Source organism: Methylobacterium sp. GC_Met_2, from assembly GCF_026540795.1.
GTDB lineage: Bacteria > Pseudomonadota > Alphaproteobacteria > Rhizobiales > Beijerinckiaceae > Methylobacterium.
Genome location: NZ_JALNUM010000044.1, coordinates 1 through 26019 on the forward strand (window position 1 = coordinate 1; position 26019 = coordinate 26019).

Annotated in this window: 25 protein-coding genes; 5 read left to right on the forward strand and 20 right to left on the reverse strand. The window is 69.3% G+C overall.

Annotation, left to right across the window (positions count from 1 at the left end; all coding sequences use genetic code 11):
* The 4 genes from OXS49_RS16115 to OXS49_RS16130 form a co-directional block, all read right to left on the reverse strand.
* A partial coding sequence (locus tag OXS49_RS16115) for an AI-2E family transporter (protein WP_267425613.1) occupies positions 1–1438 on the reverse strand: 1438 nt, incomplete at its 3' end.
* A gap of 112 nt (positions 1439–1550) precedes the next feature.
* Positions 1551–3005 carry an MmgE/PrpD family protein gene (locus OXS49_RS16120; RefSeq protein WP_267425614.1) on the reverse strand — a complete coding sequence of 485 codons (1455 nt, stop codon included), beginning with the start codon at positions 3003–3005 and terminating at the stop codon, positions 1551–1553.
* Between the two features lie 112 nt (positions 3006–3117).
* Positions 3118–4410 (reverse strand): nicotinate phosphoribosyltransferase, encoded by a 1293-nt coding sequence (gene pncB / locus OXS49_RS16125; RefSeq protein WP_267425615.1) that lies wholly within the window; start codon positions 4408–4410, stop codon positions 3118–3120.
* Positions 4411–4532: 122 nt separating this feature from the next.
* Complete coding sequence (locus OXS49_RS16130; RefSeq protein ID WP_243918555.1) at positions 4533–5036, reverse strand: pyridoxamine 5'-phosphate oxidase family protein; 504 nt, start codon at positions 5034–5036, stop codon at positions 4533–4535.
* A gap of 144 nt (positions 5037–5180) precedes the next feature.
* Here OXS49_RS16130 and OXS49_RS16135 point away from each other — a divergent pair, with 144 nt between their 5' ends.
* The 3 genes from OXS49_RS16135 (at position 5181) to mobA (ending at position 7391) form a co-directional block, all read left to right on the forward strand.
* Positions 5181–5468 (forward strand): hypothetical protein, encoded by a 288-nt coding sequence (locus OXS49_RS16135; protein WP_267425616.1) that lies wholly within the window; start codon positions 5181–5183, stop codon positions 5466–5468.
* A gap of 176 nt (positions 5469–5644) precedes the next feature.
* Positions 5645–6793 carry an iron-sulfur cluster carrier protein ApbC gene (gene apbC, locus OXS49_RS16140; protein ID WP_243998526.1) on the forward strand — a complete coding sequence of 383 codons (1149 nt, stop codon included), beginning with the start codon at positions 5645–5647 and terminating at the stop codon, positions 6791–6793.
* A 4-nt stretch (positions 6794–6797) separates the two neighbouring features.
* A complete protein-coding gene (gene mobA / locus OXS49_RS16145; protein WP_267425619.1) occupies positions 6798–7391 on the forward strand; it encodes a molybdenum cofactor guanylyltransferase MobA in 594 nt (197 codons plus the stop codon).
* 165 nt (positions 7392–7556) lie between these two features.
* Here mobA and OXS49_RS16150 read toward each other — a convergent pair whose 3' ends face one another.
* The 6 genes from OXS49_RS16150 to OXS49_RS16175 form a co-directional block, all read right to left on the reverse strand.
* The gene (locus OXS49_RS16150) at positions 7557–8018 is read right to left on the reverse strand and encodes a peptidylprolyl isomerase (RefSeq protein WP_267425621.1); all 462 of its coding nucleotides are present in this window, start codon (positions 8016–8018) and stop codon (positions 7557–7559) included.
* Between the two features lie 77 nt (positions 8019–8095).
* Positions 8096–8593: a hypothetical protein gene (locus OXS49_RS16155; RefSeq protein WP_267425622.1), complete on the reverse strand. Its 498-nt coding sequence runs from the start codon at positions 8591–8593 to the stop codon at positions 8096–8098.
* Between the two features lie 7 nt (positions 8594–8600).
* Positions 8601–9149: a peptidylprolyl isomerase gene (locus OXS49_RS16160; RefSeq protein WP_243918564.1), complete on the reverse strand. Its 549-nt coding sequence runs from the start codon at positions 9147–9149 to the stop codon at positions 8601–8603.
* A gap of 32 nt (positions 9150–9181) precedes the next feature.
* On the reverse strand, positions 9182–9685 hold the full coding sequence (coaD, locus tag OXS49_RS16165; RefSeq protein ID WP_267425623.1) for a pantetheine-phosphate adenylyltransferase: 504 nt from the start codon (positions 9683–9685) through the stop codon (positions 9182–9184).
* Positions 9686–9734: 49 nt separating this feature from the next.
* Complete coding sequence (gyrA, locus tag OXS49_RS16170) at positions 9735–12467, reverse strand: DNA gyrase subunit A (RefSeq protein ID WP_243998535.1); 2733 nt, start codon at positions 12465–12467, stop codon at positions 9735–9737.
* 304 nt (positions 12468–12771) lie between these two features.
* A complete protein-coding gene (locus tag OXS49_RS16175; protein WP_243998537.1) occupies positions 12772–13092 on the reverse strand; it encodes a hypothetical protein in 321 nt (106 codons plus the stop codon).
* 215 nt (positions 13093–13307) lie between these two features.
* On the opposite strand from OXS49_RS16175, the gene OXS49_RS16180 reads away from it, so the two are divergent.
* A complete protein-coding gene (locus OXS49_RS16180) occupies positions 13308–14165 on the forward strand; it encodes a S49 family peptidase (RefSeq protein WP_243998539.1) in 858 nt (285 codons plus the stop codon).
* A gap of 22 nt (positions 14166–14187) precedes the next feature.
* Here the strand turns inward: OXS49_RS16180 and OXS49_RS16185 are convergent, their stop codons facing one another.
* A complete protein-coding gene (locus OXS49_RS16185) occupies positions 14188–15054 on the reverse strand; it encodes an NAD(P)-dependent oxidoreductase (RefSeq protein ID WP_267425625.1) in 867 nt (288 codons plus the stop codon).
* Positions 15055–15164: 110 nt separating this feature from the next.
* Here OXS49_RS16185 and OXS49_RS16190 point away from each other — a divergent pair, with 110 nt between their 5' ends.
* Positions 15165–16190, forward strand: coding sequence for a P1 family peptidase (locus OXS49_RS16190; RefSeq protein ID WP_267425626.1), 1026 nt, complete (start codon positions 15165–15167; stop codon positions 16188–16190).
* Between the two features lie 25 nt (positions 16191–16215).
* Here the strand turns inward: OXS49_RS16190 and OXS49_RS16195 are convergent, their stop codons facing one another.
* From OXS49_RS16195 to OXS49_RS16235, 9 genes are all read right to left on the reverse strand, one after another.
* The gene (locus OXS49_RS16195; RefSeq protein WP_243998546.1) at positions 16216–16554 is read right to left on the reverse strand and encodes a hypothetical protein; all 339 of its coding nucleotides are present in this window, start codon (positions 16552–16554) and stop codon (positions 16216–16218) included.
* 272 nt (positions 16555–16826) lie between these two features.
* Complete coding sequence (locus OXS49_RS16200) at positions 16827–17108, reverse strand: hypothetical protein (RefSeq protein ID WP_243998548.1); 282 nt, start codon at positions 17106–17108, stop codon at positions 16827–16829.
* Positions 17105–19492 carry a response regulator gene (locus OXS49_RS16205; protein ID WP_243998550.1) on the reverse strand — a complete coding sequence of 796 codons (2388 nt, stop codon included), beginning with the start codon at positions 19490–19492 and terminating at the stop codon, positions 17105–17107. The genes OXS49_RS16200 and OXS49_RS16205 overlap by 4 nt, the downstream gene beginning before the upstream one ends.
* A gap of 50 nt (positions 19493–19542) precedes the next feature.
* A complete protein-coding gene (rarD, locus tag OXS49_RS16210; RefSeq protein WP_267425627.1) occupies positions 19543–20439 on the reverse strand; it encodes an EamA family transporter RarD in 897 nt (298 codons plus the stop codon).
* A gap of 108 nt (positions 20440–20547) precedes the next feature.
* A complete protein-coding gene (locus tag OXS49_RS16215) occupies positions 20548–22242 on the reverse strand; it encodes a methyl-accepting chemotaxis protein (protein ID WP_267425628.1) in 1695 nt (564 codons plus the stop codon).
* Between the two features lie 346 nt (positions 22243–22588).
* A complete protein-coding gene (locus OXS49_RS16220) occupies positions 22589–23191 on the reverse strand; it encodes a pyridoxamine 5'-phosphate oxidase family protein (RefSeq protein ID WP_243998554.1) in 603 nt (200 codons plus the stop codon).
* The gene (locus OXS49_RS16225) at positions 23188–23520 is read right to left on the reverse strand and encodes a lipid-A-disaccharide synthase N-terminal domain-containing protein (protein ID WP_243998556.1); all 333 of its coding nucleotides are present in this window, start codon (positions 23518–23520) and stop codon (positions 23188–23190) included. Before OXS49_RS16225 ends, OXS49_RS16220 begins: the two co-directional genes overlap by 4 nt.
* Positions 23514–24281, reverse strand: coding sequence for a glycosyltransferase (locus tag OXS49_RS16230; RefSeq protein WP_267425629.1), 768 nt, complete (start codon positions 24279–24281; stop codon positions 23514–23516). Before OXS49_RS16230 ends, OXS49_RS16225 begins: the two co-directional genes overlap by 7 nt.
* Positions 24278–26011 carry a glycosyl transferase gene (locus OXS49_RS16235; protein WP_267425630.1) on the reverse strand — a complete coding sequence of 578 codons (1734 nt, stop codon included), beginning with the start codon at positions 26009–26011 and terminating at the stop codon, positions 24278–24280. Before OXS49_RS16235 ends, OXS49_RS16230 begins: the two co-directional genes overlap by 4 nt.
* Positions 26012–26019 lie beyond the last annotated feature (8 nt).

Genomic DNA, 26019 nt, shown 5'->3' on the forward strand with positions numbered 1-26019 from the left:
CCAAAGCAGTGCGCATCGCGGCCTTCTGCCGGGCGGTCAGCACGCCCCGTGCCGCGTCCCGGGCAGCGAGTTCGAGCGCCTTGAGGACCACCTCGTCATAGTAGGACGAGAGTGCGCATTGCTGCAGGATCAGCTCGGCATGGCCCAGCACCTCCTCGGCATCCCCGGCGAGGATCCGCTGATAGAAGTTCTGCACCGGCGTCAGCGCGGGCCGGTCGCCGAACAGCACGTCGAGGAATTCGAGGTGCTCCACGTGGCGGCCGAGCACCACGAGGCAGACGGTGAGCGGCGTCGACAGCAGCAGGCCGACCGGTCCCCACAGCCAGGTCCAGAACAGGGCCGAAACCAGCACCGCGAAGGGCGAGAGCCCGGTGGATTGGCCGTAGACGATCGGCTCGAACACCTGCCCGGTGAGCGGCTCAAGGATGACGAACAGGATCGCCACCGCGATCATCATGTTCCAGCCGGGATCGACCGCGGCGGCGAGCGCCATCGGCAGGATCGCCGAAAGGACCGCACCGAGATACGGCACGAAGCGCATCAGGGCCGAGAAGATCGCCCAGAGTACCGGGTTCGGCACGCCGATCACGTAGAGCCCGATGCCGACCACGACGCCGAAGGCGGCGTTGAGCGCGAGTTGGACCACGAAGTAGCGGCTCAGGCGCTTGGCCGCGTCGTCCATCGCCACGGTGGTGCGGTGCAGGTCGCTCGATCCCGCGAGCCGGATCATGCGGTCCCGCAGGTCCTCGCGCTGCATCAGCACGAACAGCAGGACCACGAACACGATACCGACGGTGGCCAGCGGATGCAGGACCGGCGTCAGCACCGTGGACAGCATTTCCAGCGAGCCCGGCGGTGTCGAGGCCACCTCCACCACCATGGGTTTGGGCTGCGACGCCGTCTGGTCCGGTGCCGGTTGCGGCGGCGCGGCGGCTGGCCCCTCCGCGGCGCCCACTTCCTTGCCCGCCTCCTTGCCACCGGTGTGCAGGGCGCGCCCGATACTGGCCACGTATTCGGTGGCGTGCCCCACGGGCGAGTCGCGCAGGCCGTTGATCTTTTGCTCGATCGTGGACCGATAGCGCGGGACGTCCCCCGCGAGGTCGGCCGCCTGGATGCCGATCAGGGTGGCCATCGCCGCCACGATGCCGAGGGTCAGGAAGACGCTGACGCCCACCGCCACCAGCCGTGGCAGCCGAAGCCGCCGCAGGCGGTTGACCAGCGGCGTGAGCACGAAGGACAGGAGCAGCGCGATCGCGATCGGGATGAAGATCTCGCGGCCGAAATACAGTGCCGCGATGATGGTGGCGCCGACCACCACGGGCGAGGCCATGGCGGCCCGTGGGGTCTCGGCGGCGGTGACGCGCGTGGGGCGCGGCGGGATCAGGGGCGCGCCCTGTCGCGCCGCCGGTTCACCCCCGACCGGGGTTCTCGTTGCCATGCCGCGATCCGCGCCCCGAACGCTACAGGCGGGCTCCCGTCGGGGTCGAACGAGGCCGCGCGCTCGGGGAACGGCATGGGACCGGAAAACGATCCCGCACAGCGTGTGGGGATCACGCCCCCTGCACGCCGGCCCGCATCACCTCACCCGCATCCTTCAGCTCCGGCAGCGACCAGCACAGCTGCATCACCCGCTTGGTTTGCGCGTCCGGCAGCACGCCCGACGCGAGGTCCGTAAACTTCGCCTCAAGCTGCGCGTCCGACATCGGCTTCTCCACGCTGCCGATCGCGTGTTCGATGAATCGGTGGAAGGTCCGGCCGTCGTTCAGGGTCACGGTCATGTCGACCTGCGCGGCGTCGATGCCGGGGGTGACCACCGGCAGGACCTTCTGGCGGAGCGCCACCACCTGCGGATCGTTCACAGCCCGATCGCTGAACTGCTTCTCACCGCCCGCGCCCTCCACGAAGGCGACCGCGGCGGCGTGGTAGATGCTGAACTTGCCTTCCAGGCCGGTCTTCGGCGCGGTTTTGCCGGTCAGCTCCAGCACCAGCGGGTGGACCTTGAGATCGACGCGCTTGATATCCTCCGGCTTGACGTGATCCTCATCGCGGATCTGGATGGCAGCGTCGATCGTCGGATGCATGACGATGCCGCAGGCGAAGGGCTTGTAGGTGTTGAGCAGCGACTCGTAGCGGGTGCCGAGGCCGTCGGTGATTTCGGACCAGTCCTGCTTGGTGGAGATCGTGTTGGCCCAGCCGCGCTTGGCCTCGATCATGCCATCCGACGAGGTGTAGCCCTTCGCGGCCAGGATCGCCGCGAACAGGCCGTTCGCGGCCGCGCGGCCGGGATTGAAGCTCTTGTTCATGGAGCCGAACGACTCGCGCAGACCTACCGGCTGCGAGGCGGCCAGCCCCAGCGCGTAGACCATCTGCTGTTCGGTCAGCCCCATCAGCTTGCCGACGGCGGCGGCCGCGCCGAACGGCCCGCAGGTGCCGGTGATGTGCCAGCCGGCATCGTAATGGTTCGGGTAGACGGAATTGCCGATCCGGCACTCGGCCTCGATCCCCACCACCAGCGCGTCGAGGAAATCCTTGCCGGAGACCGGCTTCATCGACGCGTAGGCCAGGATCGCCGAGGCGACCGGTCCGGCCGGGTGGATGATCGTCTTCAGATGGGTATCGTCGAAGTCGAAGATGTGGCTCGCCACGCCGTTGAGGAAGGCGGCGTTCATGATGTCGAACCGCTCGGTCCGGCCGAACAGCCCGGCCTGGGGCGGCCCCGAGAAGGGCTGCAGCGCCGAGACCGCAACGTCCACGGTCTCGTGGTGCGAGCCGCCGATCGCCACGCCGACCCAGTTCAGGAAGCTGCGCACGCCCTCGCGGCGGACGTTCTCCGGCAGGCTGTCGTAGGAGGATCCCAGGATCCACTGCGCGAGGATTTTGGTGACGGGCGGCGGCGCAGGCTTGGCGGCCGGTTTAGACGCCTCGGCGGCTTGGGCGCCGTGCAGGGCTGGCGTCGTGAGGGCGAGCCCCGCGGCCCCGATCAGCGAGCGGCGATTCATCGACATGGCGTTCTCCCAGACAGGGCCGCCCCTGGCGGCTCCGGTTGGACGACATGATAATGAATTCAGTCGGGGGCCGTCAGCCTTCGTGTTTCACCCTGCCGGGTCTGACACCCGGTCACACCACAACCGGCAGCGCCTCCTGCTCGCCCACGGCGAAGACCCGCCGATAGCGGGCGACCTCCTCGGCCGGCCCCTGCGCCTTGGTGGGATTGTCGGACAGCTTCACGGTCGGCCGGCCATTGGCTTCCGTGACCTTGCAGACGATCGAGACCGGATCGAGCTTCCCGTCCGGCAGGAGCCCGCGGAAATCGTTGGTGAGCAGCGTACCCCAGCCGTAGCCGATGCGCATCCGCCCGTGGAACTGGGCGTGGATCCGCTCGATCTCGTCGATGTCGAGCCCATCGGAGAAGATCGCGAGCTTGTCCCGCGGGTCGCGTCCGCGTTCCTGCCAGAACCGGATCGCCTCCTCGCCGCCCTCGATCGGGTCCTTGGAATCGATGCGGATGCCGGTCCAGTCGCTGACCCAGTCGGGGGCCTTCGCCAGGAAGCCGGTGGTGCCGTAGGTGTCGGGCAGAATCACCAGCAGGTTCCCCTGGTAATCCTCCTGCCAATCCGCCAGCACGCCGTAGGGCGCGGCGGCGAGCGCCGCGTCGTCCTCGGCCAGAGCCGCGTAGACCATCGGCAGTTCATGGGCGTTCGTGCCCACGGGCTCGACCTCCTGCCGGGCGGCGATGAGGCAGTTCGAGGTGCCGAGGAACGCGCCGCCCAGGCCCTCGGCCATCGCCTGCACGCACCAATCCTGCCACAGGAAGCCGTGGCGCCGCCGGGTGCCGAAATCCGCCACCGACAGGTCCGGCAGCTTCTGCAGCCGCTCGATCTTCTCCCAGACCCGGGTCATCGCCCGGGCGTAGAGCACCTGAAGCTCGAGCTTGCCCATGCCCCGCAGCACCGCCCGCGCCCGCAGTTCGTTGAGGATCGCGAGCGCGGGAACCTCCCACATCGTGGTCTCGACCCAGGGGCCGTGGAAGGTCAGCTCGTACTGCCCGTCATGGACGGCGAGTTCGTAGTCCGGGAGCCGGAAGTTCTCCAGCCAATCGACGAATTCGGGCCCGAGGATCCGCCCCTGGCCGCGGAAGACGTTGCCGCGCAGCCACGTGACCTCGCCCTTGCTGAGGCGCAGCGTGCGGGCGTGGTCGAGCTGCTCGCGCAGCTGCCCGGCATCGACCTCGTCGGCGATGCGGATCCGGTGCGTCCGGTTGGTGATGCCGAAGGTGGCACGGATGTCCGGGTGCCGGCGCAGGATCGATTGCGCCATCAGCAGCTTGTAGAAATCCGTGTCGAGCAGCGACCGCACGACCGGGTCGATGCGGAAGCTGTGATCGTAAACCCGCTTCGCCAGATCGAGCATTCTTCCGGGACTCTGCTGCGCTTCGCCGACGCAGAGCGCATGCCGGGCCCGGCCCCGTCAAGAAGACGGGCGGCCCCCGATGAAGGCCGCCCGCGGACGTACAGCGTTCTGAAAGGGGAGACTCAGGCCAGATCGACCTTCTTGGTCTCGGTCTTCGGACTCTCGCCGGTGAGCGAAGCCTTCACGTACCCGTAGAGGTGCAGCATCGTGCTGTTCGGGCTATCCCAGTACTCGCCCTTCTCAGGGTGGACCCGGATCAGCGCGACCTCCGGATCGTCCTTGCCGTTGGGGAACCAGGTCTTCAGGCTCTCATTCCACTTCGCGTCGATGATCGACTGGTCGCGGACGATCTCGGCCTTGCCGGCCACCGAGACGTAGTTCTGGCTCGACGGGTCGGAATAGGCGAGGTTGATCTGGTTGTCCTTGCTGATCTCAGCGGTCTTGGGCGAGTGCAGCTTGGTGAAGAACCACAGGTCGCCGTTCTCGTCGACGTCGTTGTTCCACATCGGGCGACTGTTGAGCGTACCGTCCGAATCGACGGTCGTCATCATGGCGATTTTTACATCCTTGATGAGCTCGAACAGCTTCTTCGCGCCCTCGTGGTCGCGGTGATTGCCCTGATGCATGAACTCGTTCTCCTGATCGTCGGTTCAGGCGGTGATTCCAGAGGCGCGCGGAGGTGCGCCGGAGGGGTCCCCGCCGGAAGGGTGCCCCGACAACGGATCAATCTTCCGTTGGTTCAGCTTGCATGAGCGTAGACGGAGGTTCGGATGACGCAGCCATGGGTGAGGCGGCCGGTCGCCGTGCTGCTGGCCGTAGGCGCTCTCGCCCTTCCGGTCCCTCCGGCGGCTGCCGAGGTCCGGTTCGGCCCGGGCGTGTCTATCGGCGGGCACGATTTCTCCAACCGGCGCGCCGGAAGCGTCCATATCGAGCGCGTGAGGCGGCTGCGTGGCCCCCTCGGCTGCCGATACGTCCGCAACGGCGTCTACTGGCGTGGCGACGGGACCGTGGTGCGCGGGCCGATGCAGGAATGCAATCTGATCGCGCGGCCACGATAGAAGACGACACGGCGGGTCTCCATGCTGCGGCTGCTTGAGGCTGCTCAAGGGGTCGGGACCGGCACAGGGACGCAGGCTTCCCGCGCGGCTGGCAATTGCAGATCCGGGGTCTGGTGTTCTGGGCGCGCTTGGTTACATGCTCTGGCATACCTGACTTGCCCCGGTGGAGAACGATTTTGGCGATCACCCGCGACGACGTGCTGAAGGCGCTCGCCGACGTCACCGTCGATGCTGCCGGCACCACCCTGCCCGGCTCGGGGCGGCTCTCACAGGTCGTGGTCGATCCGAACAGCCGCGTGATGTTTTCGATCCTGGTCGATCCCAGCGAGGCCGACCGGTTCGAGCCGGTGCGGCAGAAAGCAGAGGGTCGGGTCCTGCAAATGCCGGGCGTCTCGGGCGTGTTCGCGAGCCTCACGTCGGAGCGGAGCCAGAGCCATCCGGCCCAGAGCAGCGCCGCCCCGCGCCCCGTGACGCCGCCGCCGGTGGCGCCGCCACGACCCGGCGCGCCGCCGAACCAGGGCCCGCAGATCGCGGGCGTGCGCCACATCGTGGCGGTCGCCTCCGGCAAGGGCGGCGTCGGCAAGTCCACCACGGCCTGCAACCTCGCCCTGGCGCTCCAGGCACAGGGGCTGAAGGTCGGGCTGCTCGATGCCGACATCTACGGCCCGTCGGTGCCAAAACTGTTCGGCCTCTCGGGCAAGCCCAATGTCGTCGACAACAAGGCCATGGAGCCGATGGTCGGCTACGGCCTCAAGGTCATGTCGATCGGCTTCCTGATCGAGCCTGAGACCGCCATGATCTGGCGTGGCCCGATGGTGCAGTCCGCCATCACCCAAATGCTGCGCGATGTCCTCTGGGGCGAACTCGACGTGCTGCTGGTCGACATGCCGCCCGGCACCGGCGACGCGCAGCTCACCATGGCGCAGGCGACGCCGCTTTCGGGCGCCGTGATCGTCTCGACGCCGCAGGATCTCGCGCTGATCGACGCGCGTCGCGGCGTGACCATGTTCAAGAAGGTCGCGGTGCCGATCCTCGGCGTGATCGAGAACATGGCGACCTTCGTCTGCCCGAATTGCGGCCACGCCTCGCACATCTTCGGCCATGGCGGTGCGCGGATCGAGGCGCAGCGCCTCGGCGTACCGTTCCTCGGCGAGGTGCCGCTCGACATGACCATCCGCGAGACCTCGGATTCCGGTCAACCCGTGGTGGCGACGGATCCCGAGGGGCCGCACGCCAAGATCTATCGGGACATCGCCGCCCAGCTCTGGGCGAACCTGTCCAGCGCGCCGGCCGGGCGGACGGCGCCCAAGATCGTGTTCGAGTAAGCCCGTGGCGCCGCCCGTTCTCGGCCTGATCCTGGCCGGCGGGCAGGCGCGACGGATGGGCGGCGGCGACAAGCCGCTGCTCCGCCTCGGCGGCCGGACGTTGCTGGAGCGGGTGGTCGAACGGCTCGGGCCGCAATGCGAGGCCGGGCTGGCGCTCAGCGCCAACGGCGACCCGGCGCGGTTTCCCGGGTTTCCGGGGCCGATCCTGCCGGATCCGCTGCCGGGTCAGCCGGGACCGCTGGCTGGCATCCTCGCGGGGCTGGAGTACGCTGCCGCGCAGGGCATCGAGCAGGTCGTCAGCGTCTCGGGCGATGCGCCGTTCCTGCCGGAAGATCTGGTGGCGCGTCTGCGCGCGGCGGCCTCCGAGACCGTCATCGCGCTCGCAGCCTCCGGCGAGCGCCAGCACTACACGATCGCGCTCTGGCCGACGGCCCTGCGCAATGCACTTGGGAATTATCTTGTACGCGGAGAGCGGCGGGTCGGCGCCTTCATCGCGCTTCACGGGGCGGCAGTGGCATCCTGGCCGGTCGCGCCGGTGGATCCGTTTCTCAACGTCAACACGCCGGCGGATCTGGCGGCGGCCGAAGCGCTCGACTGAGGCTGAAACGGTTCCGCCGTCATCACGAACGAAGCGCAATGACCCAGGCCACCGCGACATCGGAAATCGTCGCGCTGGCTGGGTGTTTTGCTCCGCTCGCAAAGACGGCGAGCCGCGGTGCCCTCAACCGAGAGCAGTCGCGGCACGCGAAGTTTCAGTCCGGCCTCAGGCCGCTTCGCTGACGGTCGCTTCCACGATCTTGTCCGGGGAGCGCGGCGGCTCGCCCTTGTTGATCGTGTCGACCACGTCCATGCCTTCCACGACCTTGCCCCATACGGTGTACTGCTTGTCGAGGAAGCGGGCGTCGTCGAAGCAGATGAAGAACTGCGAGTTCGCCGAGTGCGGGAAGTTGGTCCGCGCCATGGAGCAGGTGCCGCGCGTGTGCGGCTCGGCGTTGAACTCGGCCTTCAGGTCCGGCAGGTCCGAACCGCCCGAGCCGGTGCCGGTCGGGTCGCCGGTCTGGGCCATGAACCCGTCGATCACCCGGTGGAACGGCACGCCGTCGTAGAAGCCCTGCCCCGCCAGCGTCTTGATGCGCTCGACGTGGCCCGGGGCGAGGTCAGGGCGCAGCGCGATCACGACGCGACCCTTGGTGGTCTCAAGCACGATGGTTTCGTTGTCGGCCATGTTTCATCCTTCCGGTTGGGGGAATTGTATCGGCGCCTGCCGGATCCGGCCAGCGCCCGTGATGGTATCGCCGCCGTTCAGGCCGGCGGGCGGTAGACGAAGCGGAGCGCCACCGGGCGGCCTGCAATGGCGCTGCCGAGGCCGGCCGTGATGTGGACGGGGATGCAGCGCGCCAGGGCGTCGAGGGTTCCGCGCACCAGGGTGTTCCGCTGCGAACCCGAGACCCCAGCCGCGTAAGTCACGCGCGGCGGCCCGAGCAGGCTGCCGTCGCGGCGCAGCGACAGCCGCAGGGTGATTTCGATGTCGTCCGCTCCCGCGCTCGGCGCCCCGAGTTCCGCCGGCACCTGCCAGCAGGCGGCGAGCGCCGGGTACAGCTCCGCCAAAGTATTGGCGGGCTTCGTCGCCATCCGCGAGACCGGCACCGCGATCGTGGCCCGCAGCGTCTGCGGCAGGCTCAAGGGATAGCCGCCGCCGGGCTCGAAGGCATAGCCGTAGAACGGGCTGCCCTCATAGGTCGCGGCGGCTGCCGGACCCAAGCTCAGCACGAGGATTGCGGCGGCGCGCCAGCCCGGCATGCGGCCGCTACTTGGCCTTCTCGGCGAGCGTCATGCTCACGATCTTGTCGGGATCCTGCACGGTGCCGCCGGGCGAACCGGGGGATGCACGCTTGATCTTGTCGAGCACGTCGAGTCCATCGGTGACATTGCCGACGATCGTGTACTGGCCGTTCAGGTTCGGCGCGTCGGCGAGGCAGATGAAGAACTGGGAGTTGGCCGAGTTCGGATCCTGCGAGCGGGCCATGCCCACCGTGCCCCGGCGGAACTGTGCCGACTGCGAGAACTCCGCCGGGATGTTGGGCAGGCTGGAGCCGCCGGTGCCGTTGCCCTTCGGATCGCCGGTCTGGGCCATGAAGCCGTCGATGACCCGGTGGAACTTCAGGCCGTTGTAGAAGCCCTGCCCCACGAGTGTCTTGATCTGCTTGACGTGCTTGGGCGCCAGATCCGGACGCAGCTCGATGGTGATGCGGCCATCCTTGGTCTGGAGATAGACCGTGTTGGCATCCGCGGCCCAGGCCGCGTTGGCGGTACCAAGCGTGAGGGCGAGCGCGAGGAGTGCGTGGCGTCGGTTCATCGGAGTCCTTCCGGGGTCAGGAATTGCGAGTCTCAGGAATGGGCGGCGAAGCGCTGCCGGAGGCGCTCCGCCACGGGCGCGGGCACGAAGGGCGCGACATCCCCGCCCATGCCCGCGATCTGGCGCACCAGCGTCGCGGTGATCGGGCGCGCCTGGATCGAGGCGGGCAGGAACACGGTCTGCACCTCCGGCGCCATGGCGCCGTTCATGCCGGCGAGCTGCATCTCGTAATCGAGATCGGTGCCGTCCCGCAGGCCGCGGATGAAGATCGCGGCGCCACAGCGCCGGGCGGCCGAGACCGCGAGGTCGTTGAAGGTGACGATCTCCAGCGTCGCGCCCTCAGCCTGGGCCACCGGCCCGCAGGTCTCGGTGAGGAGCGCCGCTCGCTCCTCGGCAGAGAAGAGCGGCGCCTTCCCGGGATGCACGCCGATGGCGATCACGAGGCGGTCCACCAGCCGGCAGGCTTGGCGGACCACGTCGAGATGGCCGTTCGTTACCGGATCGAACGAGCCGGCGTAGAGGGCAGTGCGGGTCATTGCGACCCGACCTAGAGCATTTTCGCCCCGGACGGAACCGGGCGGCAGCTTACGCCTCCTCGCCGCCCTCGACGCCGGCTTCGGCGTCCTCGTCCTCGCCCTCAATATGCTCGACCGAGACGACCTTCTCATCCTTGGCGGTGTTGAACACCGTGACGCCCTGCGAGGCGCGGCCGACGATGCGGATGTCGTCCACCGGCACGCGGATCAACTGGCCGCCATCGGTGACCAGCATGATCTGGTCCGAGGCCTCCACCGGGAAGGAGCCGATGAGGTTGCCGTTGCGCTCGTTGACCCGCATCGCCGTGATGCCCTTGCCGCCGCGGCCCGAGGTCCGGTACTCGAACGACGACGAGCGCTTGCCGAAGCCCCGCTCCGACAGGGTGAGCACGTATTGCTCGGCGCCCCCCATTTCGGCGTAGCGCTCCTGCGAAATCGCGGCGGCCTCGGCACCGTCCTCGGCCTCGATCTCAACGCCGTCCTCCGCCTCGCCAGTGACGGCACGGCGCATCTTCAGGTAGCCGGTCCGCTCCTCCGCCGTGGCGTCGAAGGCGTTGAGGATCGTCATCGAGATGACGCGGTCGTCCGGGGCGAGGAGGATGCCGCGCACGCCGGTCGAATCGCGGCCCTTGAACACGCGCACATCCTCCACGGGGAAGCGGATGCACTGGCCCTTGGCGGTGGTGAGCAGCACGTTCTGGTCCGGACGGCAGATCTCGACATGGACGATGTGGTCGCCCGGATCGAGCTTCATGGCGATCTTGCCGTTGCGGTTCACCGTGGTGAAGTCCGACAGCTTGTTGCGCCGGACATTGCCGCTCGCGGTCGCGAACATCACGTCGAGCGTCTCCCAGGAGGCCTCGTCCTCCGGCAGCGGCATGATCGTGGTGATGCGCTCGGAGGTGTCCTGCAATTGCAGGATGTTGACCAGCGCCTTGCCGCGGGCGTTCGGGGCGGCCATCGGCAGGCGCCAGACCTTCTCCTTGTAGGCCTGGCCCTGGCTCGAGAAGAACAGCACCGGCGTGTGGGTGTTGGCCACGAACAGGCGGGTGACGAAATCCTCGTCGCGGGTCGCCATGCCGGAGCGGCCCTTGCCGCCGCGGCGCTGAGCCCGGTAGGTCGAGAGCGGCACGCGCTTCACGTAGCCGGCATGCGACACGGTCACCACCATGTCCTCGCGGGCGATCAGATCCTCGTCCTCGACGCTGCCGTCGAAGTCGACGATCTCGGTCCGGCGCGGGGTGGCGAATTGCTCGCGGACCTCGATCAGCTCCTGCTTCACGATGGTCTGGATGCGCACCCGCGAGCGCAGGATATCGAGGTAATCGGCGATCTCGTCGGCAAGCGTCTTCAACTCGTCGCCGACCTCGTCGCGGCCCAGAGCCGTGAGGCGCTGCAGGCGCAGGTCGAGGATGGCGCGGGCCTGGGTCTCGGACAGGCGATAGGTCCCGTCCTCGGCGACCCGGTGGCGCGGGTCGTCGACGAGCGCGATCAGCGGCGCGATGTCGTGGGCCGGCCAGTCGCGGCCCATCAGGGCCTCGCGAGCCGTGTTCGGGTCCGGCGAGGTCCGGATCAGGCGGATCACCTCGTCGATATTGGCCACCGCTATGGCGAGGCCGCACAAGACGTGGGCGCGCTCGCGGGCCTTGCCGAGGAGGAACTTGGTCCGGCGGGAGACGACCTCCTCGCGGAAATCCACGAAGGCCTCGAGCAGGTCCTTCAGGTTCATCAGTTCGGGGCGGCCGCCGTTCAGCGCCACCATGTTGCAGCCGAACGAGGATTGCAGCGGCGTGAACCGGTAGAGCTGGTTCAGCACCACGTCGGCCATGGCGTCGCGCTTGATCTCGACGACGATGCGCATGCCGGTCCGGTCGGATTCGTCGCGCAGGTCCGAGATGCCCTCGACGCGCTTCTCCTTGACCAGCTCGGCGATCTTCTCGACCAGCGTCGCCTTGTTCACCTGATACGGGATCTCGGTGAAGATCAGCGCCTCGCGCTCCTTGCGCAGCTCCTCGACATGCGACTTTGCGCGCATGATCACCGAGCCGCGCCCGGTCGCGTAGGCCTGCCGGGTGCCGGCGCGGCCGAGGATCCGGCCACCGGTCGGGAAGTCCGGGCCGGGGACGATCTCGGTGAGTTGCTCGATGGTCAGCCCCGGATCGTCGATCAGCGCCACGCAGGCGTCGATCAGCTCGCCCAGATTGTGCGGCGGGATGTTGGTCGCCATGCCGACCGCGATGCCGCCGGCGCCGTTGGCCAGGAGGTTCGGGAAACGGGCCGGAAGGACCTTCGGCTCCTCGCGTGATTCGTCGTAGTTCGGCTGGAAGTCGACGGTGTTCTTGTCGATGTCGGCGAGCAGCGCCGTGGCGGGCTTGGCCAGCCGCGATTCGGTGTAGCGCATGGCGGCCGGCGGATCGCCGTCCACCGAGCCGAAATTGCCCTGCCCGTCGATGAGCATCAGGCGCATGGAGAAGTCCTGCGCCATCCGCACCAAGGCGTCGTAGATCGATTGGTCGCCGTGCGGGTGGTAGAGACCGATCACGTCGCCGACGATGCGCGCCGACTTCACGTATTTCCGCTCGGGCAGGTGCCCGGATTCGAAGGCGGAGTAGAGGATGCGCCGATGCACCGGCTTCAGGCCGTCGCGCGCGTCGGGAAGCGCCCGGCTCACGATCACGCTCATCGCGTAATCGAGGTAGGAGCGGCGCATCTCGTCGGTGATGGAGACGGGGCGGATGTCGCTGGCGGGCGGGGCTGCGCCAGTCGGATCGTTCTCGGCCAAGTCGGTTTCCGTTCTGAAGCCCGGATGGGCGATGCTCTCGGCCGCTCCCGGATGGCGCGCGATGCGCCGGAACGTCCTCTCGGAAGAGCAGTGATATCAGACGGTTAAATAAGGTTTTCCGAGGCCGCCCGCAAGCGCGCAGGCGGGGGGTCCCAGGATGCTGCGGCCCGGCCGGTTGGGGCCGTGCCGCAAACCGGGTCGCTTAGAGCCGTACCCGATCGCGTTGCGATCGGGTACGGCTCTAAGCCCTTGTTTTGGCCCGCTCTCTTACGCCGAACCGGGGTCCACTTCGGCGGAGAGCGCGCTAGTAGAACGTCAGGTGGCGGTGACCCACCGCACGCCCGCGGAAGGCGTGGTGCCGGTAGCCGTGATGGCGGTACCCGTAGTGGCGACGGTGCCCGTAGTGCCGATGCCAGTGGTGACGCCGGTGCCACTGGTGGCGGCGGTGATGCCAGTGGCGCCGCCAGTGATGACGCCGGTAGTGCCACCGGGCGAGCTGGATTGCCGGGGCGGGCGCCGCAGCCTCGGCGGTCGCCGGAACCGGAAGGGGCGCCGCGCGGGCGGGCGCGCCTGCCAAGCCGCCGATCAGCGCGGCCAGGAGGACCAGGATAGGCCAGGGTCGCATCGTTTCTCTCCCGTGTTGGCGCCCGGACGAGCCTGCGGATCCGGACCGGCGCGACAACCGCACCGACGGCAGGAACGGCCAAGGTCGGCAAACGGTTCGGTCCGCGTAGCTGCGCAGACGCACCACTCTTGCTTGAGGTTAAGGAACGCCCAGTTTCCGTTAGATCCATCCGGGCCGTTCCGGCCCGCATCTCCAGTGAGCTGCGTAAGATCCCCATGGCGTTCGCGTTGTCCGATTCCGTCCGCGCCTTCCTTCCGCGCCGCTTCCGGGACCGCCGCCCGCGGGTCGCCGTGGTTCGGCTCTCGGGGACGATCGGGGCGGTCTCGCCGCTCCGCCCGGGTCTCTCGATCGGCGGCGTGGCCGGCAGCCTGGAGCGGGCCTTCGGGATGCCCGGGGTCAAGGCGGTGGCGCTGGTGATCAACTCGCCCGGCGGATCCCCCGCGCAATCGCACCTGATCCACCGCCGGATCCGGGCGCTGGCCGAGGAAAAAAGCCTGCCGGTGATCGCCTTCGTGGAGGATGTCGCGGCGTCCGGCGGTTACATGATCGCCTGCGCGGCCGATGAGATCGTCGCCGACCCGACCTCGATCGTCGGCTCGATCGGCGTGGTCTCGGCGGGGTTCGGCTTCCATAACCTCTTGGAGAAGCTCGGCGTCGAGCGCCGGGTCCACACCCAGGGCGAAGCCAAGTCGATGCTCGACCCGTTCCGCCCCGAGGACCCTGCGGATGTGGAGCGGCTGAAGCGGATCCAGGCCGACGTGCAGGATCTGTTCACGAGCCTCGTCACGGCCCGGCGCCCGACCCTGTCGAAGGGCGAAAACCTGTTCACCGGCGCGGTCTGGACCGGCCGGCAGGCGCTGCCGCTCGGCCTCGTCGATGCGCTGGGCGACGTGCGTACGGTGATGCGCGCCCGCTTCGGAGAGAAGGTGGATCTCCGGCTCGTCGCTGAGGCCCGGGGCGGGTTCCTATCCCGCCTGCTGCGCCGGGGCGGCGCACCGGGCGGGATCGCGCTGGCCGAGGGCGCGATGGCCGCCGTCGAGGAACGCGCGGCCTTCGCTCGGTTCGGGCTCTGAGACGGGGCCCTTCGGAGCGCCGCTACCGCCCGGCGCGCCGGGCCGAGACGCGGGCGAGCGCCGCAAGATCCTTGTCGCCGTCGCCGTGGCTGATCGCCTCGATCAGGCCGTCGCGCAGGACGCTGGCGAAGGGCATCGGTACGCCCGCGCCCTCGGCGGCCTGAAGGGCCAGCCGCACGTCCTTGGCGCCGAGCTTGAGGATGAAGCCCGGCGGCTCGTAGCGGTTCTGGGCGATCGAGGCACCGTAGCCCTTGTAGACCGGCGAGGCGAACAGGGTGCTGGTCATCAGGTCGAGGAAGTCTGCGCCCGGCACGCCATGGCCCTCGGTGAGTGCGCAGCCCTCCGCCATGGCTTCGATGGCCGAGATCAGCATGAAGTTGCCGGCAAGCTTGACGGCGTTCGCCCGCACCGGCTCCGCGCCGAAGCGCCAGGTTTTGGCGCCCATGGCGTCGAGCAGCGGGGCGGCGCGGTCGATCTGCTCCGCCGCGCCGGCCGCCACGATGTTGAGCTTGCCGTCCTCCGCCACGTCCGGCCGCCCGAAGACCGGCGCCGAAATGTAGGGGACACCCGCCCGTTCGTGCACGGCGGCGAGCTGCTTCGCCAGGGCCACCGAGATCGTGCTCATGCCGATATGCACGCTCGGGCGCTCCGGCCGGTCGAGCAGGCCGCCGGCCACGATCACGGCTTCGAGCGCCGCGTCGTCGGCCAGCATGGTGATGACGGCATCGCCCGCGAAAGCCTCCGCGGCGCTGCCGACCGGCGTCACCCCCTCGATGCCCTGGGCGGCAGCCGGCGTGCGGTTCCAGGCCCGGACCGTGTGGCCGGCCCGCGCGAGGCTGCCGGCCATGGCCCGGCCCATCCGACCCATTCCGATGAATCCGACGTCCATGGCTTGCTCCTTTATTCCCTGTGCCACCTGTTCAACCGGGGAATCCGGCCGGGTGGTCCGCGGCGTATGCCGGGATTTGCCCCGAACGCAGGGCGTGGCAAGCTCCGTTGATGCTGCACAATCGCATCACGGACATTCCCGGTTTGCGGGTCGGCCACGCCAGCGACCTCCAAGTTGCCAGCGGCGTCACCGCGATCCTGTTCGACGCGCCCGTCGTCGCCTCCGTGGACGTCCGCGGCGGCGGGCCCGGCACCCGCGAGACCGACCTGCTCGATCCCGAACGCACCGTGGAGCGGATCGACGCTCTGGTCCTGTCCGGCGGCTCGGCCTTCGGGCTCGACGCGGCGGCGGGCGTGACGGCGTGGCTTGCCGAGGCCGGGCGCGGCTTCCCGGTCGGCGGGATGCGGGTGCCGATCGTGCCCGGGGCGATCCTGTTCGACCTGCTCAACGGCGGCGACAAGGAGTGGGGCCGCTACCCGCCCTATCGCGAGCTGGGTTTCGCCGCCGCCGCGGCGGCCGCCAAGGCTTTCGATCTGGGCTCCGTCGGGGCCGGGACCGGCGCACGCACCGGGCGCCTGAAGGGCGGGATCGGCTCGGCCTCCGCGCTGGTGGCCGGCACGGGTTTTCGGGTCGGTGCGCTCGTGGCGGTGAACGCCTTCGGCAACGCGACGATCGGCGACGGGCCGCATTTCTGGGCCGCGCCCTTCGAGGAAGGGGCCGAGTTCGGCGGTCTCGGCTCCCCGGCCCAGGTACCGGCTGACGCCCTCGCCTTCCCGGCCCGGGCGCTGCCGGGCGCCGCCACGACGCTCGCCGTGGTGGCGACCGACGCAGGCCTGACCAAGGCGCAGTGCCGCCGCCTCGCGGTGGCGGCCCAGGACGGCCTCGCCCGGGCCCTCGTGCCGGCGCATACGCCCCTCGACGGCGATCTGGTCTTCGCCGTGGCCACCAGCGCCGTGCCGCTCGCCGATCCGGTGGTGGCGTTGGCGCGTTTGGGCGATGCCGCCGCGCGGGTGTTGGCCCGGGCCGTGGCGCGGGGGGTGTTTTCCGCCACGCGTTTGCCGGGTCAGGCGGTGGCGGCGCCGCTGGTCTGGACGGGCTTGCCGCCGGCTTGGGGCGATGTGTTTCGCTCGAGTTAGACTCGGCGGCAGCGCGCGGGCATTTTCAGTTCGACGCCAGGAAGAACCATTTCTCCGGCTCGAATCGGATCACCTTGCCCGCGAATTTTTCGTAGAACTCCGGCACCGTGTTGAACACAATTTCGCGGCCCAAGAGTATCTGGATGCCGTGTGCGATTCTTTGCCGTTCGGAGACACTGAAGAAACTCACGACGACGTGGCTCCAGGATCGTCCGTCGTTCAAGATCGTTCTGCCCCAGCTGATCACGGGGACATCGGCTTTGTCGTCGAATTGGCTATCCCAGAACTGTCGTATGCGCTCGATCTCGTCCCAGGCTGCCGGAGAAATCGTGAAGTTGACGGGGAGGATCGGCTCATCCGACATGGGCTCGCACCGTTCCGAATCGCCATCGAGAATTGGCAAGCTTCCCGGAAGATCTTGGCCGTGTCCATGATGTCGTACGCTTGACCGGCGTGAGCGCGATCTCGCGGCCGCATGCGGGCTTCGCTCGCTTGGGGATACGGCTCCTGTTTGCCTTCGTCGGCTGACACCGCCCGCCCCGTTATCACGAGCGGAGCGAAGTGACCCAGGGCTGCGCAACCTCGGAGGACGTGGCGCGCCACGGGATTGCTTCGCTCCGCTCGCAAAGACGGCGCCTAAATCTCCCCCCGCGCATCCTCGATCAGCTGCGCCAGCCCGGCATCGACCTCATCCGCCAGCATCTTCCGCTCCGCGTCGGTCAGATCCTTCGCCCAGGTGGTGCCGCCAAAACCCTCCGCGCAGCGCGCCCGCTCGGAGGCGATGTAGGCCTCGGTCTCGGCGGGGCGCGTCTTCATGGCGTGGACCATGCCGAACCACGCCGCCCGTTCCACCACCGCCAGCCGCGCCCGCAGGCGGATCGCCACCGCCTTGTCGGCATCGATACCTGCATCGCTCATGGCCTGTCCCCCGTCTCCTGCTCGGCGAGCCGCGCGATCAGGCCCTGGAGTTGTCCCGGCACCGGCTCGTTCGCCGAACGCGCGTAGAGCACCCGCAGTTGCCGGCCGATCTCGGCGAGACTCATGGAGCCCTTGGCGATCACCCGGTCGGCCTGCCGGGTCAGGCTCTCCTTCTCGGCATGGGTGATCTCCTTGGCCGTGAGCACCACCACCGGCACGTCGCCGTCGGGCCGGGTGCGCAAAGCCCGCAGGAAGCCGAACCCGTCCATCTCGGGCATCATCAGATCGAGCAGGATCAGGCTCGGCCGTGCCTGGCTGAACCGCTCCAGGGCGATCCGGCCGTTCTCCGCCTCGTCGACGGTCCAGCCCTCGCGACCGAGCGACCGGCGCAGGCGTTCGCGGGCATCCGCGTCGTCGTCGACCACGAGGATGCGGGCCTCGTCCGGCGCCGCGGGCCGGTAGCGCTCCATCAGGCCCTTGAGCCTGTCCCAGTTGATCGGTTTGACGAAGTAGTCGGTGGCGCCGAGCGCCTGGCCGAGGCCCTGCTCGGCCACCACCGAGGTCATGATGACCGGCGTGCCGGCGAGGTCGGGGTCGTTGCGCACCGCGTGCAGAACCGCCCAGCCGTCCATGCGCGGCATCTCGACATCGAGCAGGATCGCCCGGGGCTTCAGGGCCCGCGCCAGCGTCAGGCCGGCGCGGCCATCGTTGGCGCTGCGGACATGGAAGCCCTCGCGTTCCAGAAAGCGCTGGAGGAGTTCCCGGGCGGCCGGGTCGTCGTCGACCAGCAGGACCGTCTCGTGCTGCTCGTGCGGTTCGATCGCGTGGGCCTCGGCCTCGGCGAGCGGCGCGTCCTCGGGGGCGAGCGTCGCGGGCAGGCGGATCGTGAAGGTCGAGCCCGCGCCCGGGTTGCTGGTGACGGCGATATCGCCGCCCATCGTCCGGCAGAAGGCGCGGGTGATGCTGAGCCCCAGGCCGGTGCCGCCGAACTGGCGGGTGGTCGATTCATCGGCCTGCACGAAGCGCTCGAACAGGCGCCCGATCTGCTCCTCGCTCATGCCGATGCCGGTATCGGCGATCGCGAAGGACAGCCAGTCGGCCCCGTCCTCAATGTGACGGCGCACCGTGAGGGTGATGGTTCCCTGCTCGGTGAACTTGGCGGCGTTGCCGATCAGGTTCAGCAGGCACTGGCGGATCTTGGTCTGGTCCTGGTGCATCGAGCCGAGTTCGGCCCCCGCCCCCGCGCCCGCATCCAGAACGAAGCGGTTGCCCTTCTTCTCCACCAGGGAGCCGGTGGAATCGGTGACGTCCTGGAGCAGATCCGCGACCGCGAAGGTCTCGGCCGAGGCGGTCATGCGGCCGGCCTCGATCTTCGAGATGTCAAGTACGTCGTTGATCAACGACAGCAGGTGGCGGGCCGCCGCCTCGATCTTGCGCAGGTCCGGCAGGAGGGCAGCTTGGCCGATATCCTCCAGTTCCTCGCCGAGCATCTCGGAATAGCCGATCACCGCCGAGAGCGGCGTGCGCAGTTCATGGCTCATGTTGGCGATGAACTGGCTCTTGGCGAGGTTGGCGGCCTCAGCGGCTTGGCGCGCGCGCTCCACCGCCTCCTCGGCTTCCTTACGTTCGGTGACGTCGATGCAGGTGCCGACCCATTCCCGCAACGAGCCGTCCTCGGCGAGCACCGGGACGCCGCGCACCTCCATGGTCCGCCAGATGCCGTCGTGACGGCGCAGGCGGTACTCGACCTCGTAGGTCGCGCGGGCCTCCACGCAGGCCGCCCAGGTATCCGCGGCGTGGCCGCGGTCGTCGGGATGGACCGCGTCGAGCCAGCCCCAGCCCTGGTAGGCCTCCTCGGTCTGCCCGGTGTAGATGCTCCAGCGGACCTGCGGCGGAATCAGCTCGCCTGCGGCGTTGGTGTTCCAGATCACGGCCGCGGAGGCGTCCACCAGCGCGCGGAAGCGTTGCTCCGAATGGCGCAGGCGCTCCTCGATGGCGCGGCGGCCGGAGATGTCGGTGTTGGTCCCGTACCAGCGCAGGACCCGCCCGGATGCGTCGCAATGAGGCCGGGCCTTCGACAGGAACCAGCGGTAGATCCCGTCCTGGCCCCGCAGGGGGAAGGTGTCTTCCCATACGCCGCCGAGGGCGATCGCGGCCTGATAGCGCTCCGTCACCGCGGCCTCGTGATCGGGGTGGTGGACGGACCGCCAGCCCCAGCCGCGCATCTCCTCAAGCGAAGTGCCGGTATAGTCGTACCAGCGCTGATTGTACCAGATGATCGTGCCGTCGGCCTCGGCGATCCAGGCGAGCTGCGGCAGCGTCTCGGCGAGGATCCGGTAATCGGCATCCGTGACGGCCTCGGCGCCGCCCTCTCTTTCGCTCATCGGCTGCGCATCATCCCTCATCCGCCCCGAAGGGCCCGTACCGGTATGCCTTATACACGCATCGCGTCCGGATCCGACCGCACCGGCGCGGAGACTGGATTGCGCCGGCCCCGGAGGGCATCGATCGTGTAGAGGACGAGTGCCACCCAGATCAGGGCCAGCATCAGGGCGCGGTGCGGCTCCACGCGCTCGCCGTAGGCTAACACGCTGAGGCCGAGGAGGCAGGTCGGGGCGACGTATTGCAGCAGGCCGAGGGTGGTGAGGCGCAGCCGCACCGCCGCGGCGGCGAACCAGATCAGCGGCAGGGCGGTTGTGAGCCCCGTCAGCATCAGGAGCGCGCGGCCTGCGGACTCCGCAGGCAGGAACGGCTCGGGCGTGAGGACGAGCCACACGACCGCCGCCGGCAGGAGCAGCAGGGTTTCGGCCAGGAAGCCGACCAACGCGTCGACCCCGACGATCTTCCGGACGAGCCCGTAGAGCGCGAAGGACACCGCCAGCGACAGGGACATGAGCGGCAGCTCGCCCGCCCAGATCACCGCGACCCCGACGCCGGCTGCCGCGACCGCGACGGCTGCCGCCTGCATCGGCCGCAGGCGCTCGCCGAGCACCACGCGCGCGAGCGCCACGCTGACCAGCGGGTTGATGTAGTAGCCGAGGCTCGCGTCGAGCAGATGCCCGCTGCTGACCGCGTAGAGGTAGATCAACCAGTTCACGCCGATCATCGCGGCCGAGAGCAGAAGCAGGGCGTGGCGCGGGCGCAGGGGCAGCGGCAGGATGAGGCGGTGGCGCGCCGCCAGGATCAGGGCCAGGGTGCCGGCGAACAGGCTCGACCAGACGATGCGCTCGGCCAGGATGTGGTTCGGGCTGTAGGCCCCGAGCAACCGGAAGTGGATGGGGACCACCAGGCCCCAGCTCAGATAAGCGGCGAGCGCGTAGACGAGGCCCACGGTGTTCTCCCGGGCGACCCGGTCGAGGGGCCGGATGTCGGGGCTTTAACCCGGGTGGGGGGACGGCGTCAGTGGGACGGATGCAGGGCTGCCATCAGGGAGGTGGCGTCACGCCGCCCGGATCGTGGCGAGGAAGCGCCGGACCTCGTCGCCGAGATCCTCCGACTGGCGCGCCAGCGCGGACGTGTCCGCGAGAACCTGATGGGCCGCCGCACCGGTCGCCTCCGAGGCCTCGGCGACGCCCGCCATGTTGCTGGTGACTTCGCTGGTGCCGGTGGCGGCCTGGGTGACGTTGCGCACGATCTCCTGCGTGGCCGCCCCCTGCTGCTCGACCGCGGCCGCGATCGAGGTGGCCACCGCGTCGATCTCGCGGATCCGCGCCGTGATCGTGGCGATGACCGAGACCGCCTGTCCGGTCGCCCCCTGGATCTGGCCGATCTGCTCCGAGATCTCCCCCGTCGCCCGGGCCGCCTGGGCGGCGAGTTCCTTGACCTCGCCCGCCACGACGGCGAAGCCGCGTCCCGCCTCGCCGGCGCGGGCCGCCTCGATCGTGGCGTTGAGCGCCAGCAGGTTGGTCTGGCTCGCGATGGCGGCGATCAGCTCGACCACGGCGCCGACTTTGCCGGCGGCGGTGCTAAGGTCCTGCACCAGGGCTGCGGTCCGATCGGCCTCCGCGACGGCGTTCTGGGCGAGCGCGGCGGAGCCGCTGACCTGCCGCCCGATCTCCAGCACCGAGGAGCCCAGCTCCTCGGCCGCGCTCGCCACCGTGTTGACGTTGGCGGCGGCCTCCTCGGCGGCGGCCGCCACATGGGTCGAGCGATCGGCGGTCCGCGCGGCGGTGTCGGTCATGATCCGGGCGGTGGCCTGCAGGGTGGCGACCGAGGCCGAGACAAGGCCGATGATCCGGCCGACCGTCGCCTCGAAGCCGTCGGCGAAGGTCAGCAGCGTCCGGCTGCGATCGGCGGCGGCCGCCGCGTCGGTCACCCGCTTGGTCTCCGCCTGCTCGGCCGCCTTGTGGGAGACCAGGGCCTTGATGCCTTCCACGGCTTTGCCGATGGCGCCGATCTCGTCCCCGCGCCGGGCCTCCGGAACCTCCGTGCTCAGCTCCCCCTCCGACATGGCCTGCAAGGCAGCCGTCAGACGGCCGAGCGGACGCGTGACGCCGAGATTCGTCACCATCAAGCCGACCAGAATACTGACCGCAATGCCGGCCGCCGACAGGCCGATTACCCAGAGCAGGGTCGACCGGATGTCGGAGCTGAGCGTCGCCGAGCCCGTCTCGATCGCGGCTCCCAGATCGTTCGTGAAGGCGTCGAGTTCAGCGAACAGTGTCGTCTGCAGAGGATCAACCTTCTTGTGGGCGAGGGTCAGCGCCTGGGCGCTCATGCCCTTCTTGACCATGGCGCACATCTCGCCGGTGAACTTGGCGTAGGTATCGAGCAGCTCGGCGATCCGTTCGGTCCGGTCGTGGAAGGCCGCCGGCGCGTTTCGGCGCACGCCGTCAGTGAGCTTGCCGGCCTCACCCGGAAGCGACTCGAAGGCCGCGCCAATCCGGTCGGACTCGTCCGGATCGGCCTCGCCGAGGGCGCGGAAGGCCACGTAGCTCATCTGATAGACAGTGCGGCCGAGGCGCGCCGCCATCGTGGCGGCGGTGGCATCGCGGCCGAGATAGGTGCTGTAGGTCGCGTCGGCAGCGACCATCCGCTTTGAAATATAATACAAATAACCGAATGAATTCGCGGCGATGAAGGCGAAGGCGAATGCAATCTTCAGTGATATAGAATTTCTGAGCAAACGATTCACGGCCAAGTCTCCGAGAAAGTCTATGCTTATATCCCGCACATTAAAGAAGTCGATAACAATTCTGCGCCTTGATAGGCGTTGGATCGAAAGCGGGACAGTCTCGATGGGATCTCTATTCAGCGATGCAGAAAGATCAATTCGTACAATTTTTAGTCATGGATCTGGTTTCGCGAAAGTCGTGCGAAACACCACATCTGACCACCGCGCGATCTGCTTTTGCCGACACGCTGATCGATGCGCGGATCGCGCTCGCCCACGCGACGATGCCCTCGCGAATCGGGTGCCGCTGGACGAGGCTACGATCGGGGCGCGGGCTTCGTGCGATCTACCGGAGCGTGTGGTCCAGTCAGGGCGCGAGCCACGTCCCGCACCAGCTGGATTCGTTTCTGCTCCACGCCGCCCGGCGATGGCCGCGGCGGTCGAGGTAGAGGAACTCCAGCCGCTCGGCCCGAAGCAGCACGGCGGCGAAATGCGGCCGGCCGACCGTAGCGGCGGCGGTCTCGTCCGGCATCGTGTAGGCGTCCCCCGCCGGCAGTGTGGTCCCGGGTCCGGGCTCGGCCCCGTAGCAGACCCGGCTCATCGCCCGCGATCCGGTCCAGGCCGCCTCCGCCACGGCATCGTCGGTGTGGAGGGTGGCATGCCCCTCCACGCGGATCTGGGTCTTGGCCGCCACATCGTACGCCATGAGCGCGCAGGCGGGGTTCACGGCGATCTCGGCTGCCTTGTCGGACCGGCGATCGCAGTGGAACCGGAGGGTGCCGGTCTCCGGATCGGCTTCGCGCAGCACCACGGTGCGCAGCCGCGGCGCGCCATCCGGGCCGAGCGTCGCCAGCGCCGGCAGGTGGAACCCGCTGCGCCCCAAAGCGGCGCCCTCGGCGAGGAGCCGCCAGAGTTCGGCGAAGCTGGCATCACGGTCGTCGTAGAACGCCGGCAGCGGCGGGCGGGTCATGCCGCGCCCCGTTTTCGCTGCCGCTCGCGGAAAATCAAAGCGAGGTTTCGCAGATAGATGCCGGTGGACAGGCTCTGGCCGATGATGATCACCGGTTCGCGCCGGACGAAGCCGTAGACCAGGGTCATCAGCCCGCCGAGGATCGACAGGAACCAGAACGACAGCGGCATCACGCTCCGCCCTGCCCGCTCGCTGGCGATCCATTGCAGGATGAAGCGCGAGCCGAACACCACCTGGGCGACGATGCCGAACACCAGCCAGAAATCCATCCGGGTGACGAACACGTCGTAGAAATAGTCCGGCAGATCGTGGGCGAGCTGGATCAGCATCCGACGTCCTGGTCTGCCGGCGTCCCGGCGAGCGCGGCGATTTCTTCCGGGTGCGGGTCGGCGCGCTTGCGCCGGATCAGCCACCAGACGCCCGCCAGATCGAGCAGCCCGACCCAGAGGCGGTCGAACAGCCCGTAATTCGAGACTCCCGTCAGCCGCGGCCGGTCGACCACGTCGCGGTGGACCACGGCAAAGCCTTCCCGGGCCACGAGCGCCGGCATGAACCGGTGCAGGGCGTCGAAATAGGGCAGCCGCAGATAGACGGCGCGGCGAAAGACCTTGAGGCCGCAGCCGGTATCGCGGGTGGAATCCTTCAGGATGCGCCCGCGCACGCCGTTGGCGATCCGCGATTGGAGCATCTTGAACGGCCCGTCCTTGCGCCCGCGTCGCTGGCCCTGGGCGAGCCCGGTTCCGGGACCGGCCGCATCGAGGGCTTCGAGCAGGATCGGGATGAAGGCCGGATCGTTCTGGCCGTCGCCGTCGAGGGTCGCGACGGTCTCGCCGCGCGCCGCCAGGACGCCGCTGCGGACGGCAGCGGACTGACCGCCGCCCCTTGTATGGCGCAGCACCCGGAACCAGGGTCGCCCTGCCCGCGCCGTCGCCAGCGCCGCCGGGGTGGCATCGGTGGAGCCGTCATCGACGCAGATCAACTCGAAGGCGAGGCCCACGCAGGCAGCCTCGATCTCGGCCACCAGTGGCGCGACGTTGCCGGCCTCGTTGCGCATCGGCACGACGACGCTGAGACGGGGGAACTCGCTCACGGTGCCACCCCGTAGGCCGTCACGAACACCCGCCGGCCGGTGTTGAGGTTGAAGCCCTCGACCTCGGCCATCGGTGCGGGCGCCCCATCGCCCACCGGCCAGGCGGCGTTGAAGTCGTCGCGGTCCCGGGCCTCGACGAACAGCAGCCGGCAACCACCGGCCTTTAGGAAGTCCCGCGCCGCCGACCCGTCCGGCGGCAGGGCGAGCCCGGTGCCGATCAGGAACACGAGACTCGGCTCCCGGTAGCCGAGGCTGGCGACCTGCGGAGCGGCGCAGGGCATCCGGTCGCGCAGGGCGGCGAGACGCGACGAGACCTTGAGGGCCGGCAGCGAACGCTGCGCCACCCCCAGCACCGCCGGTCCGAGGAGGCACGAGGCGAGCACCCCGAGCACCAGGGCGCGCTCGGCGGATCCCTCGACCGGGCCTCGCGCGAAGGCCAGCCACGCGAGGCCCGCCACCGCGCAGGCGGCGGCGAGCAGCGGCAGTGCCGGCCAGGGGATCGTGTGGCTGTCGAGGCGCCAGCCGACGATGCACAGGCCGATGGTCAGAGCCACGGGGATCGCCGGCACCAGCAGCGCGGTCAGGCGGGCGCCGCGCAACCGTGGATCCAGCGCCCCCCGGGACAGCGCCAGTACGGTGAGGATTGCCAGCCACGGCATCAGCGGCAGGACGTAGTGGGGCAGCTTGGTCGGCACCGCCTCGAAGATCAGCCACGCGGGCAGCACAGCGGCAATCAGGAAGGCGATGGCGGGCTCGCGCCGTGCCCGCCACGCGAAGGGCAGGCTCATGGCGGCGAAGGCGGCACCGGGCCAGAAAGTCGCGAAGAACGCGAGCGTGTAGGCCCCGGGCGGTCCCCAGTGCCGCTCGGCCGCGCCGCCGACCTTGCCGAGCATGTCGTGCCCGATCGCCTCGGCGTAGAAGGCGCTGCCGCTCTTCCACGCGATGGCGGCGAACCAGGGGGCGACCACGGCCAGGGTCAGGGCGAGGCCCGGCAGCGGCCGCAGGGGCAGCAGCCAGCGCCCGGAGCGCGCCACGACCGACAATCCGAGCGCCGGCAGGGCGACGAACAGCGGCACCATCGGGCCCTTCACGAGGATGCCCAAAGCCATCCCGAGCCAGAACGCCGCGAAGACCGGACCGGATGGTAACCGGCCCGCGCGCGCCGCCAGCCACGTCCGGGCCAGCCCGCCGAGGCTCGCCGTGGCGCAGGCCGCGAGCAGCGCGTCGGTCTTGGCGAGGTGCGCCTCGGCGTTGAGCATCAGGCAGGCGCCATAGAGGGCGGCGGCGAGCAGTGCAGCGCGACGCGGCAGGAAGGCGAGCCCGGCCCAGTAGGCGAGCAGCACCGAGGCGGCGGCACCGATCAGCGAGGGAATGCGGTAGAGGGCGATCTGCGTACGGGCATCCGGCACGCCGAGGGCCTCGCCGGCCGCCACCGCGGCGGCCTGGGCCCAGTAGATCCCCACCGGTTTCTTGTTGCGCGCCTCTCCCTGGAAGCGGATGTTCACGAGATCGCCGGTCTCCAGCATCTGCTTCGACGCCTGGGCGAAGCGCGGCTCATCCCGGTCCATCGGCTGCAGCGAAATCTGGCCCGGCAGGAACAGGATGCAGCACAGCGCCAGCAGGGCGGCGACGGCGCGGGCGTGGGTCAGGCTCAGCGTGTCGAGCCCGCGGCCGATCCGATCGGCGGGTGCGAGGCGCGCGGTGCCGCCGGCGGAGAGGCTCGTGGTCATGCCGGGCC

Bases quoted from the DNA above. Each gene is read 5' to 3' on its own strand.
- OXS49_RS16150 (WP_267425621.1), bottom strand. From the start codon at position 8,018: ATGGCCGACAACGAAACCATCGTGCTTGAGACCACCAAGGGTCGCGTC.
- OXS49_RS16130 (WP_243918555.1), bottom strand. From the start codon at position 5,036: ATGCATCAGGGCAATCACCGCGACCACGAGGGCGCGAAGAAGCTGTTC.
- OXS49_RS16195 (WP_243998546.1), bottom strand. From the start codon at position 16,554: ATGTCGGATGAGCCGATCCTCCCCGTCAACTTCACGATTTCTCCGGCA.
- OXS49_RS16205 (WP_243998550.1), bottom strand. From the start codon at position 19,492: ATGAGCGAAAGAGAGGGCGGCGCCGAGGCCGTCACGGATGCCGATTAC.
- OXS49_RS16225 (WP_243998556.1), bottom strand. From the start codon at position 23,520: ATGCTGATCCAGCTCGCCCACGATCTGCCGGACTATTTCTACGACGTG.
- OXS49_RS16235 (WP_267425630.1), bottom strand. From the start codon at position 26,011: ATGACCACGAGCCTCTCCGCCGGCGGCACCGCGCGCCTCGCACCCGCC.
- OXS49_RS16175 (WP_243998537.1), bottom strand. From the start codon at position 13,092: ATGCGACCCTGGCCTATCCTGGTCCTCCTGGCCGCGCTGATCGGCGGC.
- coaD (WP_267425623.1), bottom strand. From the start codon at position 9,685: ATGACCCGCACTGCCCTCTACGCCGGCTCGTTCGATCCGGTAACGAAC.
- OXS49_RS16155 (WP_267425622.1), bottom strand. From the start codon at position 8,593: ATGCCGGGCTGGCGCGCCGCCGCAATCCTCGTGCTGAGCTTGGGTCCG.
- OXS49_RS16160 (WP_243918564.1), bottom strand. From the start codon at position 9,149: ATGAACCGACGCCACGCACTCCTCGCGCTCGCCCTCACGCTTGGTACC.
- OXS49_RS16180 (WP_243998539.1), top strand. From the start codon at position 13,308: ATGGCGTTCGCGTTGTCCGATTCCGTCCGCGCCTTCCTTCCGCGCCGC.
- OXS49_RS16220 (WP_243998554.1), bottom strand. From the start codon at position 23,191: ATGACCCGCCCGCCGCTGCCGGCGTTCTACGACGACCGTGATGCCAGC.
- OXS49_RS16190 (WP_267425626.1), top strand. From the start codon at position 15,165: ATGCTGCACAATCGCATCACGGACATTCCCGGTTTGCGGGTCGGCCAC.
- OXS49_RS16185 (WP_267425625.1), bottom strand. From the start codon at position 15,054: ATGGACGTCGGATTCATCGGAATGGGTCGGATGGGCCGGGCCATGGCC.
- OXS49_RS16200 (WP_243998548.1), bottom strand. From the start codon at position 17,108: ATGAGCGATGCAGGTATCGATGCCGACAAGGCGGTGGCGATCCGCCTG.
- OXS49_RS16135 (WP_267425616.1), top strand. From the start codon at position 5,181: ATGACGCAGCCATGGGTGAGGCGGCCGGTCGCCGTGCTGCTGGCCGTA.
- OXS49_RS16120 (WP_267425614.1), bottom strand. From the start codon at position 3,005: ATGTCGATGAATCGCCGCTCGCTGATCGGGGCCGCGGGGCTCGCCCTC.
- pncB (WP_267425615.1), bottom strand. From the start codon at position 4,410: ATGCTCGATCTGGCGAAGCGGGTTTACGATCACAGCTTCCGCATCGAC.